The sequence below is a fragment of the Burkholderia pyrrocinia genome, from assembly GCF_018417535.1.
GTDB lineage: Bacteria > Pseudomonadota > Gammaproteobacteria > Burkholderiales > Burkholderiaceae > Burkholderia > Burkholderia pyrrocinia_E.
The window spans coordinates 2,450,448-2,471,528 of sequence record NZ_CP070978.1 but is presented as its reverse complement, the minus strand read 5'-3'; the positions used below and the strand labels follow the sequence as shown (position 1 = coordinate 2,471,528).

At 67.6% G+C, this 21,081-nt stretch carries 19 protein-coding genes and 2 pseudogenes; 13 read left to right on the top strand and 8 right to left on the bottom strand.

All coding sequences use genetic code 11. From position 1 onward, the window contains the following. Positions 1 to 36 precede the first annotated feature (36 nt). On the bottom strand, positions 37 to 1,239 hold the full coding sequence (gene pcaF / locus JYG32_RS29305; protein ID WP_213265930.1) for a 3-oxoadipyl-CoA thiolase: 1,203 nt from the start codon (positions 1,237 to 1,239) through the stop codon (positions 37 to 39). Positions 1,240 to 1,652: 413 nt separating this feature from the next. On the opposite strand from pcaF, the gene JYG32_RS29300 reads away from it, so the two are divergent. Then, positions 1,653 to 2,480 (top strand): IclR family transcriptional regulator, encoded by an 828-nt coding sequence (locus JYG32_RS29300; RefSeq protein ID WP_433960863.1) that lies wholly within the window; start codon positions 1,653 to 1,655, stop codon positions 2,478 to 2,480. 294 nt (positions 2,481 to 2,774) lie between these two features. Here JYG32_RS29300 and JYG32_RS29295 read toward each other — a convergent pair. Continuing rightward, positions 2,775 to 2,927, bottom strand: a pseudogene (locus JYG32_RS29295) (succinylglutamate desuccinylase); the annotation flags it as partial. A 15-nt stretch (positions 2,928 to 2,942) separates the two neighbouring features. Here JYG32_RS29295 and JYG32_RS29290 point away from each other — a divergent pair. Beyond that, a pseudogene (locus JYG32_RS29290) lies at positions 2,943 to 3,077 on the top strand (LysR family transcriptional regulator); the annotation flags it as partial. A 50-nt stretch (positions 3,078 to 3,127) separates the two neighbouring features. Here JYG32_RS29290 and JYG32_RS29285 read toward each other — a convergent pair. The 4 genes from JYG32_RS29285 to JYG32_RS29270 all read right to left on the bottom strand — a co-directional run bounded on the left by JYG32_RS29285 (position 3,128) and on the right by JYG32_RS29270 (position 7,620). Beyond that, positions 3,128 to 4,459, bottom strand: coding sequence for an MFS transporter (locus JYG32_RS29285; RefSeq protein WP_213265928.1), 1,332 nt, complete (start codon positions 4,457 to 4,459; stop codon positions 3,128 to 3,130). A gap of 53 nt (positions 4,460 to 4,512) precedes the next feature. Next, the gene (locus tag JYG32_RS29280) at positions 4,513 to 5,703 is read right to left on the bottom strand and encodes a M20 aminoacylase family protein (protein ID WP_174381421.1); all 1,191 of its coding nucleotides are present in this window, start codon (positions 5,701 to 5,703) and stop codon (positions 4,513 to 4,515) included. Positions 5,704 to 5,969: 266 nt separating this feature from the next. Beyond that, positions 5,970 to 6,842 (bottom strand): SDR family NAD(P)-dependent oxidoreductase, encoded by an 873-nt coding sequence (locus tag JYG32_RS29275; RefSeq protein WP_213265927.1) that lies wholly within the window; start codon positions 6,840 to 6,842, stop codon positions 5,970 to 5,972. A 199-nt stretch (positions 6,843 to 7,041) separates the two neighbouring features. Beyond that, positions 7,042 to 7,620: a TetR/AcrR family transcriptional regulator gene (locus tag JYG32_RS29270; RefSeq protein WP_213265926.1), complete on the bottom strand. Its 579-nt coding sequence runs from the start codon at positions 7,618 to 7,620 to the stop codon at positions 7,042 to 7,044. A gap of 201 nt (positions 7,621 to 7,821) precedes the next feature. Here JYG32_RS29270 and zwf point away from each other — a divergent pair, with 201 nt between their 5' ends. Further along, positions 7,822 to 9,297, top strand: coding sequence for a glucose-6-phosphate dehydrogenase (gene zwf / locus JYG32_RS29265; RefSeq protein ID WP_174381424.1), 1,476 nt, complete (start codon positions 7,822 to 7,824; stop codon positions 9,295 to 9,297). A gap of 90 nt (positions 9,298 to 9,387) precedes the next feature. On the opposite strand, the gene JYG32_RS29260 is transcribed toward zwf, so the two are convergent. After that, complete coding sequence (locus JYG32_RS29260; RefSeq protein WP_213265925.1) at positions 9,388 to 10,329, bottom strand: LysR family transcriptional regulator; 942 nt, start codon at positions 10,327 to 10,329, stop codon at positions 9,388 to 9,390. A gap of 101 nt (positions 10,330 to 10,430) precedes the next feature. Here JYG32_RS29260 and JYG32_RS29255 point away from each other — a divergent pair, with 101 nt between their 5' ends. The 7 genes from JYG32_RS29255 (at position 10,431) to JYG32_RS29225 (ending at position 16,818) form a co-directional block, all read left to right on the top strand. Then, a complete protein-coding gene (locus JYG32_RS29255) occupies positions 10,431 to 11,633 on the top strand; it encodes an MFS transporter (RefSeq protein WP_213265924.1) in 1,203 nt (400 codons plus the stop codon). 31 nt (positions 11,634 to 11,664) lie between these two features. Further along, on the top strand, positions 11,665 to 11,988 hold the full coding sequence (locus JYG32_RS29250) for a MoaF-related domain-containing protein (RefSeq protein ID WP_213265923.1): 324 nt from the start codon (positions 11,665 to 11,667) through the stop codon (positions 11,986 to 11,988). A 13-nt stretch (positions 11,989 to 12,001) separates the two neighbouring features. After that, positions 12,002 to 12,952 carry an LLM class oxidoreductase gene (locus tag JYG32_RS29245; RefSeq protein ID WP_213265922.1) on the top strand — a complete coding sequence of 317 codons (951 nt, stop codon included), beginning with the start codon at positions 12,002 to 12,004 and terminating at the stop codon, positions 12,950 to 12,952. A 151-nt stretch (positions 12,953 to 13,103) separates the two neighbouring features. Beyond that, positions 13,104 to 13,910 carry a 2,5-didehydrogluconate reductase DkgB gene (gene dkgB, locus JYG32_RS29240; RefSeq protein WP_213265921.1) on the top strand — a complete coding sequence of 269 codons (807 nt, stop codon included), beginning with the start codon at positions 13,104 to 13,106 and terminating at the stop codon, positions 13,908 to 13,910. A gap of 69 nt (positions 13,911 to 13,979) precedes the next feature. Next, positions 13,980 to 15,095 carry an alkene reductase gene (locus tag JYG32_RS29235; RefSeq protein ID WP_213265920.1) on the top strand — a complete coding sequence of 372 codons (1,116 nt, stop codon included), beginning with the start codon at positions 13,980 to 13,982 and terminating at the stop codon, positions 15,093 to 15,095. A gap of 20 nt (positions 15,096 to 15,115) precedes the next feature. Then, entirely contained in the window at positions 15,116 to 16,120 is a 1,005-nt protein-coding gene (locus tag JYG32_RS29230; RefSeq protein WP_174381431.1) for an aldo/keto reductase, read from the top strand. 179 nt (positions 16,121 to 16,299) lie between these two features. Next, the gene (locus tag JYG32_RS29225; protein WP_213265919.1) at positions 16,300 to 16,818 is read left to right on the top strand and encodes a DUF3455 domain-containing protein; all 519 of its coding nucleotides are present in this window, start codon (positions 16,300 to 16,302) and stop codon (positions 16,816 to 16,818) included. 140 nt (positions 16,819 to 16,958) lie between these two features. On the opposite strand, the gene JYG32_RS29220 is transcribed toward JYG32_RS29225, so the two are convergent. Beyond that, a complete protein-coding gene (locus JYG32_RS29220; RefSeq protein ID WP_213265918.1) occupies positions 16,959 to 17,624 on the bottom strand; it encodes an O-methyltransferase in 666 nt (221 codons plus the stop codon). A 48-nt stretch (positions 17,625 to 17,672) separates the two neighbouring features. Between JYG32_RS29220 and JYG32_RS29215 the strand changes: the two genes are divergently transcribed. The 3 genes from JYG32_RS29215 to JYG32_RS29205 all read left to right on the top strand — a co-directional run bounded on the left by JYG32_RS29215 (position 17,673) and on the right by JYG32_RS29205 (position 21,076). Beyond that, a complete protein-coding gene (locus JYG32_RS29215) occupies positions 17,673 to 18,350 on the top strand; it encodes a TetR family transcriptional regulator (RefSeq protein ID WP_213265917.1) in 678 nt (225 codons plus the stop codon). Between the two features lie 529 nt (positions 18,351 to 18,879). Beyond that, positions 18,880 to 20,268: an NCS2 family permease gene (locus JYG32_RS29210; protein ID WP_174381435.1), complete on the top strand. Its 1,389-nt coding sequence runs from the start codon at positions 18,880 to 18,882 to the stop codon at positions 20,266 to 20,268. Between the two features lie 214 nt (positions 20,269 to 20,482). Next, the gene (locus JYG32_RS29205) at positions 20,483 to 21,076 is read left to right on the top strand and encodes a hypothetical protein (protein WP_213265916.1); all 594 of its coding nucleotides are present in this window, start codon (positions 20,483 to 20,485) and stop codon (positions 21,074 to 21,076) included. Positions 21,077 to 21,081: the final 5 nt, after the last annotated feature.

Here is a 21,081-nt window from a genome sequence, read left to right as displayed (position 1 = left end):
CGGCGCGTGTCCGGCCGCTTTACCGCGTCACGCGGGTCAGACGCGTTCGATCGCGATCGCGATACCCTGGCCGACGCCGATGCACATCGTGCACAGCGCGAAGCGGCCGTTCGTGCGATGCAGCTGGTACATCGCGGTCGTCACGAGACGTGCGCCCGATGCGCCGAGCGGATGGCCGAGTGCGATCGCGCCGCCGTTCGGGTTCACGCGCGGATCGTCGTCGGCGACGCCGAGCATGCGCAGCACCGCGAGGCCCTGCGACGCAAACGCCTCGTTCAGCTCGATCACGTCGAACTGGTCGATCGTCATCCCGAGCCGCGCGAGCAGCTTCTGCGTAGCCGGCGCGGGGCCGATGCCCATCACGCGCGGAGCGACGCCGGCCGTCGCGATGCCGAGCACGCGTGCGCGCGGCGTCAGGCCGAAGCGCTTCGCGGTTGCCTCGTTCGCAAGCAGCAGCGCGGCGGCGCCGTCGTTGACGCCCGACGCGTTGCCGGCCGTCACCGAACCGTCCGGGCGCACGACGCCCTTCAGCTTCGCGAGCGTTTCGAGCGACGTCTCGCGCGGATGTTCATCGCGCGACACGACCACCGGATCGCCCTTCTTCTGGGCAATCGTGACGGCGACGATTTCCTCGGCGAGCGTGCCGTCCTGCTGCGCGCGCGCGGCCTTCTGCTGGCTGCGCAGCGCAAATAGATCCTGGTCGGCGCGGCTGATGTTGTAGTCGACCGCGACGTTCTCGGCCGTCTCGGGCATCGAATCGACACCATGCAGCTGTTTCATCAGCGGATTGACGAAGCGCCAGCCGATCGTCGTATCGAAGATGTCGGCCTGGCGCGCGAACGCGCTCGCGGCCTTGCCCATCACGAACGGCGCGCGCGTCATGCTCTCGACACCGCCCGCGACCATCAGCGCGGCCTCGCCCGACTTGATCGCCCGTGCGGCCACGCCGACCGCATCCATCCCGGAACCGCACAGCCGGTTGATCGTCGAACCCGGCACGCCCTGCGGCAGGCCCGCGAGCAGCAGCGACATGCGCGCGACGTTGCGGTTGTCCTCGCCGGCCTGGTTCGCGCAGCCATAGATCACGTCGTCGATCGCCGTCCAGTCGACGTCGCGGTTGCGCTCGACGAGCGCCTTGAGCGGCACCGCGCCCAGGTCGTCGGCACGCACGCCGGACAGCGCACCGCCGTAACGGCCGATAGGGGTACGGATCGCATCACACAGAAAAGCTTCGGTCATCAGTGTCTCCTGTCGATCAGATGTCGACCGGACTTGGCGCTTTAGCGCTTAGTCCGATCCCATGCAAAGCTGTTAGCGCTTTAGCGTTTACTCAGATCCCATGGCGTGGTTGGCTGGAGTTAGCGCTTTAGCGCTTACTCCAGCCCCACGGCGGTCGATCTGAGCTGGCGCTTTAGCGCTTACTCCGGTCCCATGCTTCGCGGTCGACCGGCGTGGGCGCGTCAGCGCCGGCTCCGGCCACATGCAAGGCTGGGAAATGAACGGGGCGCGCCCCTTGCCTTGCCTGCCGGGATGCGCTTAAATGTTCTATATACGAACATAAGATCGTGTATCGAACGTTCAACGCATCATAGGGAGTGCGGGGACGACCTGTCAAGCGCCCGGTCCGCCGTGCGGTTGGCGTGTCAGGCCCCATGCGCTATCTTCTCGGCTGCACGACATTCCAACCGCTCATGACAACCGAAGACACTCAGACGAAACCCGGCGACTCCTATGTGCAGTCGTTCGCGCGCGGCCTCGCGGTGATCCGCGCTTTCGACGCGGCGCGCCCGGAGCAGACGCTCACCGAAGTCGCGTCGGCTACCGGCCTGACGCGCGCAGGCGCGCGCCGGATCCTGCTCACGCTGCAGACGCTCGGCTACGTCGAGGCCGACGGCCGGCTGTTCCGGCTCACGCCGAAGATCCTCGAACTCGGCTTCGCGTACCTGACGTCGATGCCGTTCTGGAATCTCGCCGATCCCGTGATGGAGCAATTGTCCGCGCAGATCCACGAAAGCTGCTCGGCCGCCGTGCTCGACCGCACCGAGATCGTCTACGTGCTGCGCGTGCCGACCCGCAAGATCATGACGATCAACCTGTCGATCGGCAGCCGACTGCCCGCGTACTGCACGTCGATGGGCCGCGTGCTGCTGTCCGCGCTCGACGACGCGGCACTCGACGAAACGCTCGCGCAGAGCAGCATCCGCGCGCACACGCCGCGCACGATCACGGACCTCGGCGAACTGAAGGCGACGATCGCACAGGTGCGCCAGCAAGGCTGGGCCGTGGTCGACCAGGAACTCGAAGTGGGCCTGATGTCGATCTCCGCACCGATCCGCAACCGGCGCGGGCAGATCATCGCGGCGATGAACATCAGCGGCAACGCGCAACGGCACACCGCGAAGCAGATGGTGAAGGAGTTTCTCGGGCCGCTGCAGCAGGCCGCGCAGACGGTGTCGGAGCTGGTGGCGCGGCGGGGGTGAGCAACGGGTCGGGTGGGCGTAGCGCCCCGATGCGTCCGTCCGGCATAAGACTTCCCGGGCAACTGGGACAACCACGCGCCCGGCTCGATTGTCGTATCAGCGACACGACAATTCACGCAAAAAAGACGGGCGACACAGGCCGCCCGTTCAACGCTCTGACTCAATTGCAACGTTCTTCTCACGGAACACGGAGCAAACTCCGCGCCGCACAATGTAGTGACGCGCGGAAGCCCCGTCAATTTGACAAGAACGAAACTGCGCTGAACCTCTCGGACACCGTGCCCGCCGCGCCCCTCACGCGCCGAGCCACATCCCCGTGCGCACCGGCACCGTGCCCGTCACGCGGCCGAGCGGCGCACCGGCCGTCACGAAGCGGATCGTGCGCCGCATGTAGAACACACCGTCGGTCCCGCTCGAGATCGTCGTGATCGCATCCGTCAGCGGATCGCCGGCGCGCTCGCGAAGGTGCCCGTGCGCGAGCTGGCCGAATCGCAGGACGTCTGCCTGCTGCAGCGCGCGGCCGTTCCGCTGACGCCGGCCGCGCAGGAACCGACGACGATGCTCGCGTCGTACCTGAGGACGGTGCGCGGACGGTAGGCACGTATTGCCGCCGGCTGCCCGTCGCCGGACGCCCGTCACACCGCACGTCAGTCCATCGACTCGTGGGCCGTCTCGCGCAGCATCGCGACCGCGATCAGCGACAGCACCACGCATGCGGCCACGTAGCCGGCCGGTGCGAGCTTGCTGCCGGTCGTCTTCACGAGCCAGGTCGCGACGAGCTGCGCGGTGCCGCCGAAGATCGTCACCGCGAGCGCATACGCGATCGAGATGCCCGTCGCGCGCACATGACGCGGCAGCGACTCGCACATCAGCGCCATCTCCGACGCCGAGCCGAGCGAATAGAACAGCAGCATCAGCGCGGTCAGCGGCAGGATCACCGACAGCGTCGGATGATGGTTCATCAGCCAGAACGCCGGGAACAGCAGCGCGACCAGCACGCCGCGGCCGACGAAGATCGGCAGGCGCCGGCTGCCGATCCGGTCCGACAGCCAGCCGAACAACGGGCACGTCACCAGCATCACGCAGCCCGATGCGACGCCGACGAACATCGACAGCTTCATCGGCAGGCCGAGCGTATGGATCGCGTAGGTCGGCATGTAGAAGGTCAGGATGTAGGTCGACACCGTACCGCCCATCACCGTGAGCATCAGCAGCAGCACCGTGCGCGTGTGCTTCGAGAACAGCTCGTGCAGCACGCCGCGCTCGATCCCGTGATGGCCGTCGCCGGGCGCATCGTCCGCGAGCCGGCGGCGCAGGTACATGCCGACCGGCGCGATCAGCACGCCGACAAGGAACGGCAGCCGCCAGCCCCAGCTTTCGAGCGCATCCTTCGTCATCGTGTTCGACAGCAGCGCCGCGAAGCCCGAGCCCATCAGCGCGGCGCCGCCCTGCGTCGCGAGCTGCCAGCTTGCGCGGAACGCGCGGCGCGACGTGCCGCCCTGTTCGAGCAGCGTCGTGGTCGCCGCGCCGAATTCGCCGCCCTGCGAGAAGCCCTGCATCAGCCGCGCGAACACGACCAGCAGCGGCGCGGCCACGCCGGCCTGCGCATACGTCGGTGCGATCGCGATCAGGCCCGTGCCGAACGCCATCAGCATGATCGTCAGGTTCAGCGCGGCCTTGCGCCCCTTGCGGTCCGCGTAGACGCCAAGCACGACGCTGCCGAGCGGCCGCGTGAAGAAGCCGGCGGCGAACGTCGCGACCGACAGCAGCAGCGACGTGGTCGGATCGCTCGACGGGAAGAACAGCTTGCCGATCAGCACCGCGAAAAAGCCGTACACGGTGAAATCGAAGAATTCCAGCCAGTTGCCGATCACGGCCGCCGCGATCGCGCCGCGCCGCGTGACGGCCGGCGCGCCGGTTGTGCCGGCTTCCGCGGCCCCCGTCGATGCCGGGTGCAGTGCGAGATGGTCTTTCTGCATCGTTTTATTCTCCTCTCAATGCGGCCGGAAGCGCCGGCCGCCCGCCGCCGCGATCACTGCCCCAGGTAACGCTCCACGAGACGCGTCCAGAACGCCGCGCCGATCGGCAGGTTGCGATCGTTGAAGTCGTATTTCGGGTTGTGCACCATGCAGCCGTCCTCGCCTTCGCCGTTGCCGAGCCGCACGAACGAACCCGGGCGCTGCTGCAGCATGAACGCGAAATCCTCGCTGCCCATCAGCAGGTCGGTCTGCTCGACCACGTGCGCGTCGCCCACGAGCTCGCGCGCGACCTGCGCGGCGAAATCCGTTTCGGCATCCGTATTGACGACCACCGGGTAGCCTTCGATGTACTCGACGTTCGCGGTCGCGCCGTAGCTCGCGGCCTGCGTTTCGGCCAGCTCGACGATGCGGCGCTTCAGCAGCGCACGCACGTCGGGGCTGAACGAGCGCACGCTGAGTTCGAGGCGCGCACCGTTCGGAATCACGTTGTTCGCGGTGCCCGCGTGCATCGAGCCGACCGTGACGACCGCCGGCTGCGCGGGGTCGACGTTGCGCGCGACGATCGTCTGCAACGCCATCACGATGCTGGCCGCGACGACGACCGGGTCGACCGTCAGGTGCGGCCGCGCCGCGTGGCCGCCGACGCCTTCGATCGTGATGATCGCCTTGTCGCCGGCCGACATGAACGGGCCGCGCCGCGTGAGGAATACGCCGGGCGCCGCGCCCGGATGGTTGTGCATGCCGAATACGGCGTCGCACGGGAAGCGTTCGAACAGGCCGTCGTCGATCATCTTCTTCGCGCCGCTGTCGACGCCGTGCTCTTCCGCCGGCTGGAAATACAGGTGCACGGTGCCGGAGAAGTTGCGCGTCTTCGCGAGATGCTGCGCGGCGCCGAGCAGCATCGTCGTGTGGCCGTCGTGGCCGCACGCGTGCATCTTGCCGTGCGTGCCGCTCGCATACGGCAGGCCGGTCGCCTCGACGATCGGCAGCGCATCCATGTCGGCGCGAATGCCGATGCTGCGTGTGCCGTCGCCCACGCGCAGCGTGCCGACCACGCCCGTCTTGCCGACCCCGCGCGTCACCTGCCAGCCCCATTGCCCGAGCTTGTCCGCGACGAGCGCGGCCGTGTCGTGCTCTTCGTACGCGAGTTCGGGATGGTGATGGATGTGGTGACGGATCTCGCGCAGCCCGCCGGCGGCGGGCAGCAGATCCTCGATTTCGGTGAATCGGACGTCGGTGGTCATCAAGCGGCTCCTGCTGATTGTCAGCGTGTCAGCCGCACGCCGGGGGTGCGTGCGGGAAAGCGAGCCACTATATCGAGCCGATATCGGTTCAATAAGATGCGGAATTTTTCACCGCGATAAGGTTTATTAATCAGGGTTAGTACGGGGAGCAATACGTGTATCGCGCCCCGTCACATCGGCCGGTATCCGATTGTCCGGCCGCCCGCATCGGACCTGCCGTTACGCACGGCCCATGCCGCCGCGCGAGCGGCGCAGGGCCACGCTCATTACACGCGCTTCAACGCGTCCAGCCCCTCCGGCAGCTTCGTATCCGGAAACTGCGTGGCCAGCGTCGTATCGCGCCACCGCGCCGCTTCTTCCGCGCGCTGCGTTTCCGCCTGCTCGCACACGACCAGCGCATCGCCACCGAGCAGCAGGCGCATCGGCACATCGTCGCGACGCGACAGCTCGACGATCAGCTTCGCGATCCGTACCGGGTCGCCCATCTCCTGGCCGCCATACGTGCCGAGCAACTCGAGCATCCTCCCGACCGACGGCTGATAGTCGGGCAGCAGATCGTCGATGCCGCGCTTCGCCTGCGCGGCCCAGTCGGTGCGCATCCCGCCCGGTTCGAGCGTGCAGACGCGCACGCCGAACGGCGCGACTTCCTTCGACAGCACGTCGCTGAATCCGCCGACCGCCCACTTCGCCGCCTGATACGCGGACAAACCGGCCATCGACGTGCGCCCGCCGACCGACGACACCTGGAAGATGTGACCCGAGCGCTGCGCGCGCATCGTCGGCAGCACCGCGCGCGTCAGGTTGACCACGCCGAACAGGTTCGTTTCGATCTGGTCGCGGAAGTCATCGGCGCCCATCTGCTCGAACGGAGCCGTATGGCCGTAGCCCGCGTTGTTCACCAGCACGTCGATGCGGCCGAACCTGTCGCGTGCCGCCGCCACCGCCCGCTCGGCCGCCGGCTCGTCGGTGACGTCGAGCGCCACCGGCAGCAGCCGGTCGCCGTATTGCTCGGCCAGATTGGCCAGCCGCGCGGGATCGCGCGCGCCGGCCACCAGCCGGTCGCCCGCCGCCAGCACGGCTTCCGAAATCGCTCGCCCAAGACCGCGCGCGGCCCCTGTTACCAGCCAGACTTTCGACATTTTTCCACTCCTCGAAAAGATGAAACCACGAAAATGAATGATTGCTCACTCATTAATATCGACGATGCATCGATGATTCGCACGACGCCTCGCCCTGCCTGAAACCGTCCTGCCTTCCGTCGGACCGCACGCACACCGCGCACGCACCGCCTATGCCGTTACGACGGCCAACGCTTCCGTCACATCGTTCGCCGCACGCTCACACCGCGTGCAGCACAGCCCACAGCGCACGAAACCCGGCTTCCCGGTACGCATCGGCCCGCGCGGGATCGCGCGCGATCGACTCCATCGCCGTTTCCGCGATCGACATAAACAGCGCAGCGCAAAATGCATGCGCCTCGTCGGGTTTCAGCCCGCTCGACGCGGCGACCTGCTCCCGCAGCAACGTGTTGATCCCGCCGAAGCCTGCGGCGCCGGCCGCGCGATGCGCGTCGTCGATGCGCCCGCTCACGCCGAGCTGCTGCAACGCGCGCCGCCCGTCCGGATTCGCGACGCCCCACGACACATAGCCGTTCCACGCATGCCGCACGGCCTGCTCGACCGGCGCACCCTCCGGAAACCCGGCCATCATCGCTTCGCGCATCTCGGCCTTCAGGCTCAGATACAGCGCGTTCAGCAACGCATCCTTGGTCTCGAAGTACGTGAACACCGTGCCTTCCGCCACGCCGGCGAGCCGCGCAATGCGCGCGGTCGTCGCGGTTGCGCCATCCTCGGCGAGCGCGCGCGCGGCGGCAGCGAGGATTGCTTCGTGCTTGTCGGGACTGCGCGGTCGAGCCACGTTCGATTCCTTTAATGAGTGAGCACTCAATCATAATCAAGCCTGCTGACGGAATGCAAGCCCTGTTACATCTGGGGGAACGCACACACAATCCATCAAAACCGTGCACTATTATCGTTTTGCCGTACTGGTGCCGGCCATCCGGCGCCCGATGCCCACGACGTTCGTTTCACGTTCACCGTTTCAACCCGCGAACCTCCCATGACGAATCAGCCTACCCAGACCGCGGCCGACCGGCCCGTCGACATGATCATCTTCGGCGGCGGCGGCGACCTGGCCGCCCGCAAGCTGTTGCCCGCGCTGTACATGGCGCACCTGCACTGCAACCTTCCGCCCGAAACGCGCATCATCGCCGTCGGCCGCCGCGACTGGGGCATCGACGGCTATCGCAAGTTCATGGACGAGCAGTCGCGCCCGTTCATCGACGAAAAGGCGTTCAACGCCGATGCGTGGAGCCGTTTCCTCGACCTGTTCAAGTACGTGCTGATCGACGTGAATGCGCCGGACGACTACCTGCGGCTCGCCGAAGCGACGCGCGGCGATGCGATCCGCGTGTTCTACCTGTCGACGTCGCCGGAGCTGTTCACGACGATCTGCGACAACCTGTCGGCCGCGCGCCTCGTCGACGCGCGCTCGCGCGTCGTCCTCGAAAAGCCGCTGGGCCACGATCTCGCGTCCGCGAAGGCGATCAACGATGCGGTCGGCAAGCACTTCGAGGAATCGCAGATCTATCGGATCGACCACTATCTCGGCAAGGAAACCGTGCAGAACCTGATGGTGCTGCGCTTCGGCAACCCGATCTTCGGGCCGCTGTGGCAGGCGCCGAACATCCGCAGCGTGCAGATCACGGTCGCGGAAACGGTCGGCGTCGGCAGCCGCGCGGGCTTCTACGACCATACGGGCGCGCTGCGCGACATGGTGCAGAACCACCTGCTGCAACTGCTGTGCATCGTCGCGATGGAGCCGCCCGTGTCGCTCGACCCGGACGCGGTGCGCGACGAGAAGCTGAAGGTGCTGCGCTCGCTGCGGCCGATGGCGGTGTCGGACGTCGCGCGCGACACGGTGCGCGGCCAGTACACGGCCGGCGCGGTCGACGGCCAGCCGGTCAAGGGCTATCTCGAGGAAGACAACGTGCCGGCGGACAGCCGCGCGGAAACCTTCGTCGCGCTGCGCGCGCACATCAACAACTGGCGCTGGGCGAACGTGCCGTTCTTCCTGCGCACGGGCAAGCGGCTGCAGCGCCGCCAGTCGGAAATCGTGATCGAGTTCGCGGACATGCCGTTCTCGATCATCCCGACCGGCCCGCGCCATTACGGCAACCGCCTCGTGATCCAGCTCCAGCCGGAAGAGTCGATCCAGCTGCAGATGCTCGCGAAGGAACCGGGCAGCGGCATGAACATGGTGCCCGTGAGCCTGAACCTCGACCTGCAGCAGGCGATTCCGGAGCGGCGCGCGGAAGCGTACGAACGGCTGCTGATCGACGTGATCCGCGGCCGCCTCACGCACTTCATGCGCCGCGACGAGCTCGAAGCCGCATGGTCGTGGGTCGAGCCGATCCTCGACGGCTGGAAGCAGCTCGGCGACCGGCCGCGCCTGTACACGGCCGGCACGTTCGGGCCGGCGGCCTCGTCTGCGCTGCTCGCGCGCGACGGCATGTCCTGGTCCGAAGAGGCGTAATCGCAGCACGACGGCGTGCCGCCACACGGCACGCCGCGCCCATCGGGGCGTGTGCCCGCCCCGCCTTCCCCCGCAAACCACCCGCCGCCGCTACCGCGGTTCCAGCCACGCGGCCTTGCGCCGCGCCGGCACATCGTTGCCACTGCCGCCGCCCAGCACCTCGATCATGTAATCGACGAACGACGCGATCCGCGACGAAATCGCGGTATTGCGGTAGTACACCGCATGGATCGGCTGCTCGACGTCGAGCGTCTGGCGCGCGAGCACCTGCACGAGCCGCCCCGCTTCGCGATCCTGCGCGGTCATGAAATCCGACAGGCAGACGATGCCCGCGCCGTCCAGCGCAAGCTGCCGCAGCGTCTCGCCGCTCGACGACCAGATGCCCGGCTCGATGCGGCACGGCTCGCCGTCGGTGCCGAGGATCGGCCACACGTTCAGCGATTCGGGCTGCGTGAAGCCAAGCAGCGTGTGCTTGTCGAGATCCTCGACCTTGCGCGGCTGGCCATGCGCTTCGACATACGCGGGGCTCGCGAGGATGCGCAGCCGGCTGTTGCCGATGCGCCGGCTGTGCAGCGTCGAATCCTTCAACCGGCCGATCCGGATCGCGACGTCGGTGCGCCGCTCCAGCAGGTCGATGATCCCTTCGTTGCTGTTCAGCTCCAGTTCGACCTTCGGGAAGCGTTCGCGATAGCCGCGCACGAGCGGCACGATCACGTGCAGCATGAACGGCGTCGCGGCGTCGACGCGCAGGCGCCCCGACGGCATCTCGCGGCGCGCGAGCATCTGCTCTTCCGCGTTCTCGACCGATTCGATGATCGCGCGCGCATCCTGCAGGAACGCGCGCCCTTCCTCGGTCAGTTCGAGCCGCCGCGTGGTCCGGCGCAGCAGCGTGGTCTTCAGCTTCTCCTCGAGCCGCGCGAGCGTGCGGCTGGCGGCCGAAACCGTGAGGTCGAGCTGCTGGGCCGCAGCGGTGATCGAACCGGTGTCGACCACGGCTGCAAAGGCCTGGAGTTCGTCGAGCGTGATCTTCATTGTTGATTTGAAATCAAAACAATTTGGTTTATAGACCAGTTTTTCCGCAAAAGTAAAGGCGGCACACTGCGATCCATCCTTACTGGAACCCGGATCCCACCATGCCACTCGCCCTGCTTGCGCTGACCATCAGCGCCTTTGCCATCGGCACGACCGAATTCGTGATCGTCGGGCTGATTCCGACGATCGGCGCCGACCTCGGCGTCAGCCTGCCGTCGGCCGGCCTGCTCGTCAGCCTGTACGCGCTGAGCGTCGCCATCGGCGCGCCGCTCCTCACCGCGCTCACCGGCCGCGTGCCGCGCAAGACGCTGCTCGCCGCGCTGATGGCGCTCTTCACCGTCGGCAACCTCGTCGCATGGCAGGCGCCGAGCTACGAATCGCTGGTCGTCGCGCGCATCCTCACCGGCCTCGCGCACGGCGTGTTCTTCTCGGTCGGTTCGATCATCGCGACCACGCTCGTGCCGAAGGACAAGGCCGCCAGCGCGATCGCGACGATGTTCAGCGGGATGACCGTCGCGTTCGTCGCGGGCATTCCGCTCGGCACCTTCATCGGCCAGCACTTCGGCTGGCGCGCGACGTTCCTGATCGTCGCGCTGTTCGGCCTCGTCGCGTTCCTTGGCGCGGTCGCATTCGTGCCGCGCGGGCTGCCGCAAACGCCGCCGGCGCCGCTCGCCCGCCAGCTCCGCGTGCTCGGAGAGCCGCGCCTGCTGCTCGTCTATGCGATGACGGCCGTCGGTTACGGCGGCTCGCTGATCGCGTTCACGTACATGGCGCCGCTGCTCGAACAGATCGCCGGCTTCACGCCGTCGCAGGTCAGCCTCGTACTCGTCGGCTATGGCGTGTCGGTCGCGTTCGGCAACGTGTGGGGCGGCAAGCTCGCGGACGCCGTCGGCCCCGTGAAGGCACTCAAGCGGATCTTCCTGCTGCTCGCGATCGTGCTGCTCGCGCTGACCTTCACGATCCACGTCAAATGGCTCGCGGTGCTGACGATGCTCGCGTGGGGCGCGGTCGCGTTCGGCAACGTGCCGGGGCTGCAGGTGTATGTCGTCAAGCAGGCGCGCCACTTCGCGCCGGACGCCACCGACGTCGCATCGGGCTTCAACATCGCCGCGTTCAACCTCGGCGTCGCCGGCGGCTCGTCGCTCGGCGGCCTGATCGTCGCGAACGTCGGCCTCGGCCATACGCCGTGGATCGCCGCCATCGTCACGCTCGGTGCGTTCGCGCTCACCGCACTGAGCGGCCGTCTCGACCGCCACCACGGGCTGCCGGAACGCACGGCAGAACCCGTCGAACTCGCCCATTGAACGTCACACTTTTTTGCAGGAGCTGATCAGCATGCACGCATCGACCCAGCGTCCGCCGTTCGCCGGCCAGACATTCGAAGTCCGTTACGACGGCCTCACCGCGCTCAACGCGTACGACGAGGACGGCCGCCACATACGCTACGAGATCATCGAAGGCGCATACGCCGGCGCGAAGGGCGAAGTCGCGTGCACGTGGCAGCACATCGCCGGCGAGACCTACGCGATCTCGTGGCAGGAAGCCGACCGCGCGACGGTCGTACATATCGACGATTTTTCCGCCGGCACGTCGCGCTCGTTCTTCACCGCGTCGTCGCTCGATTTCTACCGGCTGGAAGGCAGCCTGCGCGCGGTCTGACCGGAGCCCGACCATGTCCACTTCACTCGACACACTCGCCGACGGCGGCTTCAGCGTCGGCATCGAACTGCCGCTCGACAACGACTGGTCGCCGGCCGGCGACGCGAAGCGCCGGCATGACGGCCGCCGCCCCGGCGTGCCCGACCTGGAAATCCACGCGGAACTCGCGCAACTGGCCGACACGCTCGGCTTCCGCGCGCTCTGGGTGCGCGACGTGCCCGTGTACGACCCGTCGTTCGGCGACGCCGCGCAGGTGTTCGAAACGTTCTCGTATCTCGGCTACCTCGCCGGCATCACGCGCGACATCCTGCTCGGCACGGCGGCCGTCGTGCTGCCGCTGCGCGAACCGCTGCTGACGCTGAAATCGGCCGCAACGATCCAGGAACTGAGCGGCGGCCGACTGCTGCTCGGCGTCGCGAGCGGCGACCGGCCCGTCGAATATCCGCTGTTCGGCCGCGACTTCGCATCGCGTGGCGCGAATTTCCGCGACCAGATCGCGCTGCTGCGCGACGGCGCGCGCGCTCACCTGCCGCCCGGCCTCGACGTGCTGCCCGCCGCCCGTTCGCCGGTGCCGCTGCTCGTCGCGGGTCTCGCGCAGCAGACGCCCGCGTGGATCGGCGAGCACATGGACGGCTGCCTCGCATATCCGGGCACGCCGGCCGACCACGCGCAGCGCGCCGCGAACTGGCGCGCGGTGGCCGGCGACAAGCCGTACGTGAGCTTCATCCACCTCGACCTCGCGGAAGACCCGCACGAACCGCTGCAGCGGCACCGCTTCGGCGCCCGCGCGGGACGCATCGCGCTGACCGAAGAACTCGCGGCGATGCGCGACGCCGGCGTGCGGCACATCGGCCTGCATTTCCGCCGCAACCGCCGTCCGCTCGACGAGACGATGGCCGAGATCGCCTCGGATGTGCTGCCGGCGTTCCACGCGAATGCGAGTGCGCGAACGCACGTCGCATAAGGCCGGCAACGGCTCGCGGCGGGCCCGGTTCACGACCGATATTTGAATTTAAATCAAATATTTTTGACCCCTAAAGGCGTTTATCTCATCAGTCTCAAGCGCCAGAATGACTCGCATACCGCAACGGTTCCCCTTCTCCCAGGAGCACACGATGAGCAAGATTCCCGCATTCGGCCTCGGTACCTTCCGCCTGCAAGGCCAGGTCGTCATCGACTCGGTCCGCAACGGCCTCGAAGTCGGTTACCGCGCGATCGACACCGCGCAGATCTACGGCAACGAAGCCGAAGTCGGCGAAGCGATCGCCGCATCGGGCGTGCGCCGCGAAGACCTGTTCCTCACGACGAAGATCTGGGTCGACAACCACGCGCCGGACAAGCTCGTGCCGAGCCTCGAAGAAAGCCTGCGCAAGCTGCGCACCGACCATGTCGACCTGACGCTGATCCACTGGCCGGCCCCGGACAACGGCGTCGCGCTCGACACGTTCATGACCGCGCTCGCCGATGCGAAAGCAAAGGGCCTCACGCGCCGGATCGGCATCTCGAACTTCAACATCGAACTGACGAAGGAAGCGATCGCGGCCGTCGGCAAGGAGGCGATCGCAACGAACCAGATCGAACTGAGCCCATACCTGCAGAACCGCAAGCTCGTCGAGTTCCTGAACCGCGAAGGCATCCACGTGACGTCGTACATGACGCTCGCGTACGGCAAGGTGCTCGACGACCCGGTGATCGGCGCGATCGCGCAACGTCATGACGCGACGCCCGCACAGGTCGCACTCGCGTGGGCGCTGCAGCTCGGCTACTCGGTGATTCCGTCGTCGACGAAGCGCGAGAACCTCGCGAGCAACCTGCTCGCGCAGACGCTGCGCCTGACCGACGAAGACATGGCGCAGATCGCCGCGCTCGAACGCAACAGCCGCGAAGTCGACCCGGCCGGCCTCGCGCCGACGTGGGACTGACGCGCCGCCCGCCATTCGACATTTGACCCGTCCGCGGCCAGCCGGCCGCGGCACCGACAGGACATCATCGTGACCCAGGACCCGCTTTTCCAACCGCTGCGACTCGGTACGCTGACGCTGCCGAACCGCATCGTGATGCCGCCGATGACGCGTTCGCGCGCGAGCCAGCCCGGCGACGAAGCCAACGAACTGATGGCCGCGTATTACGCGCAGCGCGCGAGCGCGGGCCTGATCGTCAGCGAAGGCACGTATATCGCGCCGCTCGGCAAGGGCTACGCATGGACGCCCGGCATCCACACGCCGTCGCAGGTCGCCGGCTGGCGCAAGGTGACGGACGCCGTGCATGCCGCGCACGGCCGCATCTTCGCGCAGCTGTGGCACGTCGGCCGGCTCAGCCACACGAGCCTGCTCGGCGGCCGGCAACCCGTGTCGTCGTCGCCGATCCAGGCGAAGGGCGTGAACGTGTTCGTCGCCAGTGAGGACGGCAGCACGCCTGGCTTCGTACAGGCGTCCGAGCCGCGCGCACTGACGATCGACGAGATCCGCGAGATCGTCGATCAGTACCGCGCCGCCGCGCGCCACGCGATCGAGGCCGGTTTCGACGGCGTCGAGCTGCATGGCGCGAACGGCTATCTCGTGAACCAGTTCATCGACTCGAACGCGAACACGCGCACCGACACCTACGGCGGCTCGCTGGAAAACCGGCTGCGCTTCCTGCGCGAAGTCACGCAGGCGCTGATCGAAGGCACCGGCGACGCGTCGCGCGTCGGCATCCGCCTCGCGCCGCTGACCACACTGAACGGCTGCGTCGACGACGATCCGGAAACGACCTACCTCGCCGCCGCGACGCTGCTCGGCGAACTCGGCGTCGGTTACCTGCACATCGCGGAAGCCGACTGGGACGACGCGCCGCTGATGCCGGTCGCATTCAAGCAGCAACTGCGCGCCGCGTACCCGGGCGTGCTGATCTATGCCGGCGCTTACACAGCGGAACGCGCACGCGAAGCGATCGCCGCGGGCTGGGCCGACCTCATCGCATTCGGCCGCCCGTTCGTCGCGAACCCCGACCTGCCCGAGCGCCTGCGCTCCGGCGCCGTGCTCACGCCGCACGACCGCAACACGCTGTTCGGCGGCGGCGCACAGGGCCTGACCGACTATCCGACGCTCGCGCAAGCCGCGGCGTGAACGATCCACAGGAGTCCGACATGAGAATCACGCTCCCTTCCCGCCTGGGTTTCGGCACTGCGCCGCTGGGCAACATGTATCGGGACATCCCGAACGAGGAAGCACTGGCCACGGTCGATGCGGCCTGGGAAAGCGGTATCCGCTACTTCGACGCGGCACCGCTGTATGGCGCCGGCCTCGCCGAGCTGCGCGTCGGCGAAGCGCTCGCCGGCCGTCCGCGCGACGAATATTCGCTCGGCACCAAGGTCGGCCGGCTGGTCCTCGACGAACACGAGGATGCGTCGCAACGCGATCTCGGCGAAAAGGGCGGCCTGTTCCGCCATGGCCTGCCGAACAAGATCGTCTACGACTACACCGAGGACGGCACGCTGCGCTCGATCGAAGCGAGCCTCGAGCGGCTGCGCACCGACCGGCTCGACACCGTGTGGATCCACGATCCGGCCATCGACTTCCACGGCGAGCGCTGGCTCGACGTGTTCGACGTCGCGATGTCGGGCGCGGCCAGGGCGCTCACGCGGCTGCGCGACGAGAAGGTCATCAAGGGCTGGGGCCTCGGCGTGAACCGGATCGAACCGTGCGAGCTCGCACTCGAACGCTCGGATCCCGACGGCTTCCTGCTGGCCGGCCGCTACACGCTGCTCGACCATGCGGGCGCGCTCGAACGGCTAATGCCGGAAAGCGCCGCACGCGGGCTCGGCATCATCGTCGGCGGTCCGTACAACTCCGGCGTGCTCGCCGGCGGCACCCACTTCGAGTATCAGCCGGCGACGCAGGCAATGCTCGATCGCGTCGCGCGCATCCGGCAGATCAGCGAACGGTTCGGTGTCGACGTCCGCGCGGTGGCGCTGCAGTTCTCGCTCGCGCACCCGGCCGTCGCGGCCGTGATCCCCGGCGCGAGCCGGCCCGATCGCATCGACGAGAACCTGCGGCTCGCGTCGGCGCCGATTCCGGCCGCGCTGTGGGACGCGCTGAAGGCCGGACGCCTGATCGCGGAACACGCGCCGACGCCGGCCGGCGCGGCCTGAGCCGCTTCCGTACGACCGCCGCGACGAGCGGCCGCGCACATCCATTCCGTCGCAATCGCGGCGACTCGGCGACTATCGCCGCGATTGCCATTTCCGAATTGCAGCCTGCGCAATCGGCGTCTAGCGTTTACGGGATCGACCCCGCACGACCGTCACCCGACCTGAAAGGACGCCCCGCCATGCCAGGCTGCTCCCCGAAACGCGACATGCTGCCGGCCCTCGCGGCCGGTCTTTCCTTCGCAGCTTTCACGTTGCCGGCATACGCCGACGATCCGGCCGGTCTCGCGCCGCCCGAGCCTGTGACGCCCGTGCTGTCGACGACTGCGACCGGCGTGCAGATCTACGCGTGCGAATACGACGCCGGACACCGGCTCGCGTGGGCGTTCCAGCGCCCGGAAGCGATGCTGTTCGACGCCGCCGGCGCGCTCGTCGTCCGGCACGGCGCGGGGCCGTCGTGGGAAGCGCTCGACGGCAGCCGCATCACCGGCAAGAAGCTCGCGGAAGCGCCGAGCGCGCATCCGGGCAGCATTCCGCAGCTCCTGCTCGCCGCGACGCCGGCCGCAACCGGCACGCTCGCCGGCGCGCGCTTCGTGCAGCGGCTCGATACCGCGGGCGGCACGCCGCCGGAAGCGACGTGTTCGACCGAGCATGCGATCGGCCGCTTTCCGTATTTCGCGCGATACGTGTTCCTGAAGTAACGCGCGGCGGCATCCCGAAGCGCGGACGCCGCCGTCAGGTTACTCGAAGCCCGTCAATTTGATCAGTTATCCTTCATTTACAGATCGGATTCCCGGCATCTTCATCGCCATCGTTCCGGCTACGACACGATGCGCTCGCGTCAGCGCGTGCGCATCGACAGCTCGACATCGCCGCCGAATGGCACCGACAGGTAGCCGTTTTCCGGCGCGCGCACGTAGGCGAGGTAGTCGGGACTGTATGCCGCGTTGTCGGCGACGACGAACGCGCCGGGCCGCAGCCGGCGCTCGACCAGCGCGAGCACGTCGGGATACAGCGCCTTCGCGCCGTCGAGCAGCAGCAGGTCGACCGTTTCGGGCAGATCGGCCGCCAGCGTGCGCAGCGCGTCACCTTCGCGGATCTCGACGAGTTCGGCCAGCCCGCCGGCCGCCAGGTTCTCGCGCGCCCGCGCGACCTTCGACACTTCGAACTCGCTCGTGATCAGCCGGCCGCCGCCGTTGTCGCGCAGCGCGGCCGCGAGGTGCAGCGTCGAGATGCCGAACGACATGCCGAATTCGACGATCGCGCGCGCGCCGGTGCTACGCGCCAGCATGTACAGCAGCGTGCCCGTGTCGCGCGACACGGCGAGCGGAAAGTCCTTCAGGCGCGCATAGAAATCGACGTAGTCGGTCTTGCTGCGCATCAGCCGCGCATGCTCGTCGTGCGTCATGCCGGCGAACGCCGGGCTCGTCGCGGGCGACGACGCGTCGGCCTCGTCGAACAGGCGGTCCAGCAGCGAAGCCAGCGGGTCGAGAATCAGGGTGGTCATGCGAATCTCCGGGATCGGGTTGAGTGCGTCGTTGCACCCGATTAGAATATGACGAACTATTCAGGTTTTACTATTCGCATTGGCAACCCGCTCATGACCGACCGCCGAAACGCCCGGATCGCCACGCGCAAACAGCCTCGGCAGGCCCGTTCGACCCGTCTCGTCGAAGATGTCCTCCAGGCCGCTGTTCAGGTTTTGGCGAGCGTTGGCGCGCAGCGCTTCACGATGGCGCGCGTGGCCGAGCGGGCCGGCGTGAGCGTCGGTTCGCTGTACCAGTACTTCCCGAACAAGGCGGCCGTGCTGTTCCGGCTGCAGCACGACGAATGGCGGCAGACGTCCGAGATGCTGCGCGGGATGCTGGAGGACGCGCGTCAAACGCCGCCCGAGCGGCTGCGCACGGCCGTCCACGCGTTCATCCGTTCGGAATGCGACGAGGCGCGCATGCGCATCGCGCTCGACGACGCCGCGCCGCTCTATCGCGACGCGCCCGAGGCGCAGGAAGCGAAGGCGGCCGGCAATCGGATCTTCCAGACGTTCATGCGGGCGGCGCTGCCCGATGCACCGGACGCGACACGCACGCTCGCGTGCGACCTGATCACCACCACGCTCGCCACGGCCGGCAAGGCGTTTTCGGAAACCGAGCGCACGCCCGCGGAAATCGACGCGTATTCGGCGGCCATGGGCGACATGTTTTGCGCGTACCTCGAGCGTCTCGCGCACGCTTGATGCCTGGACGGGAGCGGAACTGCGCACGCGCAACGCGCCGTATCGTCCGGATGCAGGTTGCGCGCAGCGGCGAACCACCGCATGCGCAGCCGCTTCCACCCGCGTTCCCTGCCACGATGAAAGATTGTCGTAATACCCGATGCACCACCCGCTTCCGCCCTGCCCGCCGACCCCGCATTCAAATAGTTGCCTTAACGGATTCGAACTAGGCGTATACACGCGTTCCGGCACGACGGAGCCCCGTTGCACGCCGATATAAGCGCTGCGACATGCGCTGCATGCTCTTCCCCCAATGGGACGTGATGGGCGGTTCGCCTAACCTTCGCTACGGCAAAGCACACGTGACGGGGTCGACAACACAACGCGTCGTACGACGCGACACACTCGCGATCGTTTCGATTCGCGCGTAACGACACGGATCACGCGTCATTCGTCCCCACGACGTTGCCGACAATCCCAACCAGATACGAGACACCCTGACGACGGCTCGCTACGGGCCGTTTCAGCATGCTGATAAAGGAGCAAGCTCATGAGTGATACCCCGGTGCAGCCGACGGTCGGCGTCGGCGCGGAAGAAACTGACTTTGGCACCCAGGGTGTCATCGACCGGTACTTCGGCATTTCGTCGCGCGGCAGCACGCAGCGCCGCGAAATCATTGCGGGCGTGACCACCTTCCTCGCGATGGTCTATTCCGTGTTCGTCGTGCCCGGCATGTTCGGCAAGGCCGGCTTCGACACGAGCGCCGTGTTCGTCGCGGTCTGCCTCACCACCGCGTTCGGCTCGCTGCTCATGGGCCTGTGGGCGAAGCTGCCGATCGCGATCGGCTGCGCGATCTCGCTGACCGCATTCACCGCGTTCGGCCTCGTGCTCGGCAAGGGGCTGCATCCGACGGTCGCGCTCGGCGCCGTGTTCCTGATGGGCCTCGTGTTCACGGGCATCTCGGTCACCGGCGTGCGCTCGTGGATCCTGCGCAACCTGCCCGCGGGCGTCGCGCACGGCACGGGCATCGGCATCGGCCTGTTCCTGCTGCTGATCGCATCGAACGACGTCGGCCTCGTGATCAAGAACCCGGGCGCCGGGCTGCCGGTCTCGCTCGGCCAGATCACCGCGTTCCCGGTCATCATGTCGGTCGTCGGCCTCGCCGCGATCTTCGGTCTCGAAAAGCGTCGCGTACCGGGCGGCATCCTGCTCGTCGTGATCGCGATCTCGGTGTTCGGCCTCGTGTTCGATCCGGCCGTGAAGTACCACGGCATCTTCGCGCTGCCGTCGCTGAGCGCACCGGGCCACGCATCGCTGATCGGCGCGATGGACATCAAGGGCGCGCTGTCGATGGCCGTGCTGCCGAGCGTGCTGGCGCTGGTGATGACAGCCGTGTTCGACGCGACCGGCACGATCCGTGCCGTCGCCGGGCAAGCCGGCCAGCTCGACGAGAACGGCCGCATCATCAACGGCGGCCGCGCACTGACCGCCGATTCGCTCAGCTCGATCTTCTCCGGCTTCCTCGGCGGCGCGCCGGCGGCGGCCTACATCGAGTCGAGCGTCGGCGTGGCCGCGGGCGCGAAGACGGGCCTCGCGGCAGCCGTGGTCGGCCTGCTGTTCCTCGTCGTGATGTTCTTCTCGCCGCTCGCGGGCCTCGTGCCGTCGTACGCCACGGCACCCGCGCTGATGTACGTCGGCCTGCTGATGCTCGGCAGCGTGAGCAAGCTGCACATGGACGACATGGTCGACGCGATGTCGGGCCTCGTGTGCGCCGTGTTCATCGTGCTGACCGCGAACATCGTGACGGGCATCATGCTCGGCTTCTCGACGCTCGTGATCGGCCGCATTGCGAGCGGCGAATTCCGCAAGCTCAACGTCGGCACCGTGCTCATCGCAGCCGTGCTCGTCACGTTCTATCTCGGCGGCTGGGCAATCTGACCGCGGGTCATGCGCGACGTCGCCGGCAGAAGGGCGGCGCGCATCGGGACGACAACGTCTCCTCCACCATCGTCGTTGATGGTCTCCAGGCCTGGGAACGCAAGTTTCCAGGCTTTTTTTGTCGATGCGGCGCGGTGCGATGCGCATCGCCGAAGCGGCGCGGCGCGAATTCGCGCCCGGTGCTACGATCGGGCTTTGCCTTCAGGAGCCGCCCATGAACGCGCTCGGCATCGTCTCCGAATCGAGCACCCGGACCTCGGCGCGCAAGCCGCCGTTCATCCCGTCGTTCGGCTTCCACGAAGTGCACGAATCGCAGCCGATCCATGCGTCGCCGGCCCGCATCATCGACGCGGTCGCGTCGCTCGACATGCGCGCCGATCCGGTCATCGATGCACTGATGACGGTGCGCGAATTCCCGTCGGCCGTCGTCGACACGCTTCGCAACGGGCCGGCCCGTTGCGAACGCGCGCGTTTCGGTTTCCACACGTTCACGCTGCTGCACCGGGACGACACGTCGCTGTCGCTCGGTCTCGTCGGACGCTTCTGGCGCCCGACGACCGACGTGCGCGCCATCGCCGATGCAACGGCCTTCGTCCGGCACGACGACCCACGCGACGCGAAGCTGGTGCTCCGGTTCGAAGTCGTCGGGCTGGCATCGGGTGCGTACATCCTGCGTACCGAAACCTTCATCCACTGCCCGATCGCACGGACGCGGCGGCTGTTTACGCCGTACTGGCTCGCGATCCGGCTGGGGAGCGGGTGGATCCGGCGCCGCATGCTGGCGGCAATCGAAACGGCACTGGCGTAGGCCAA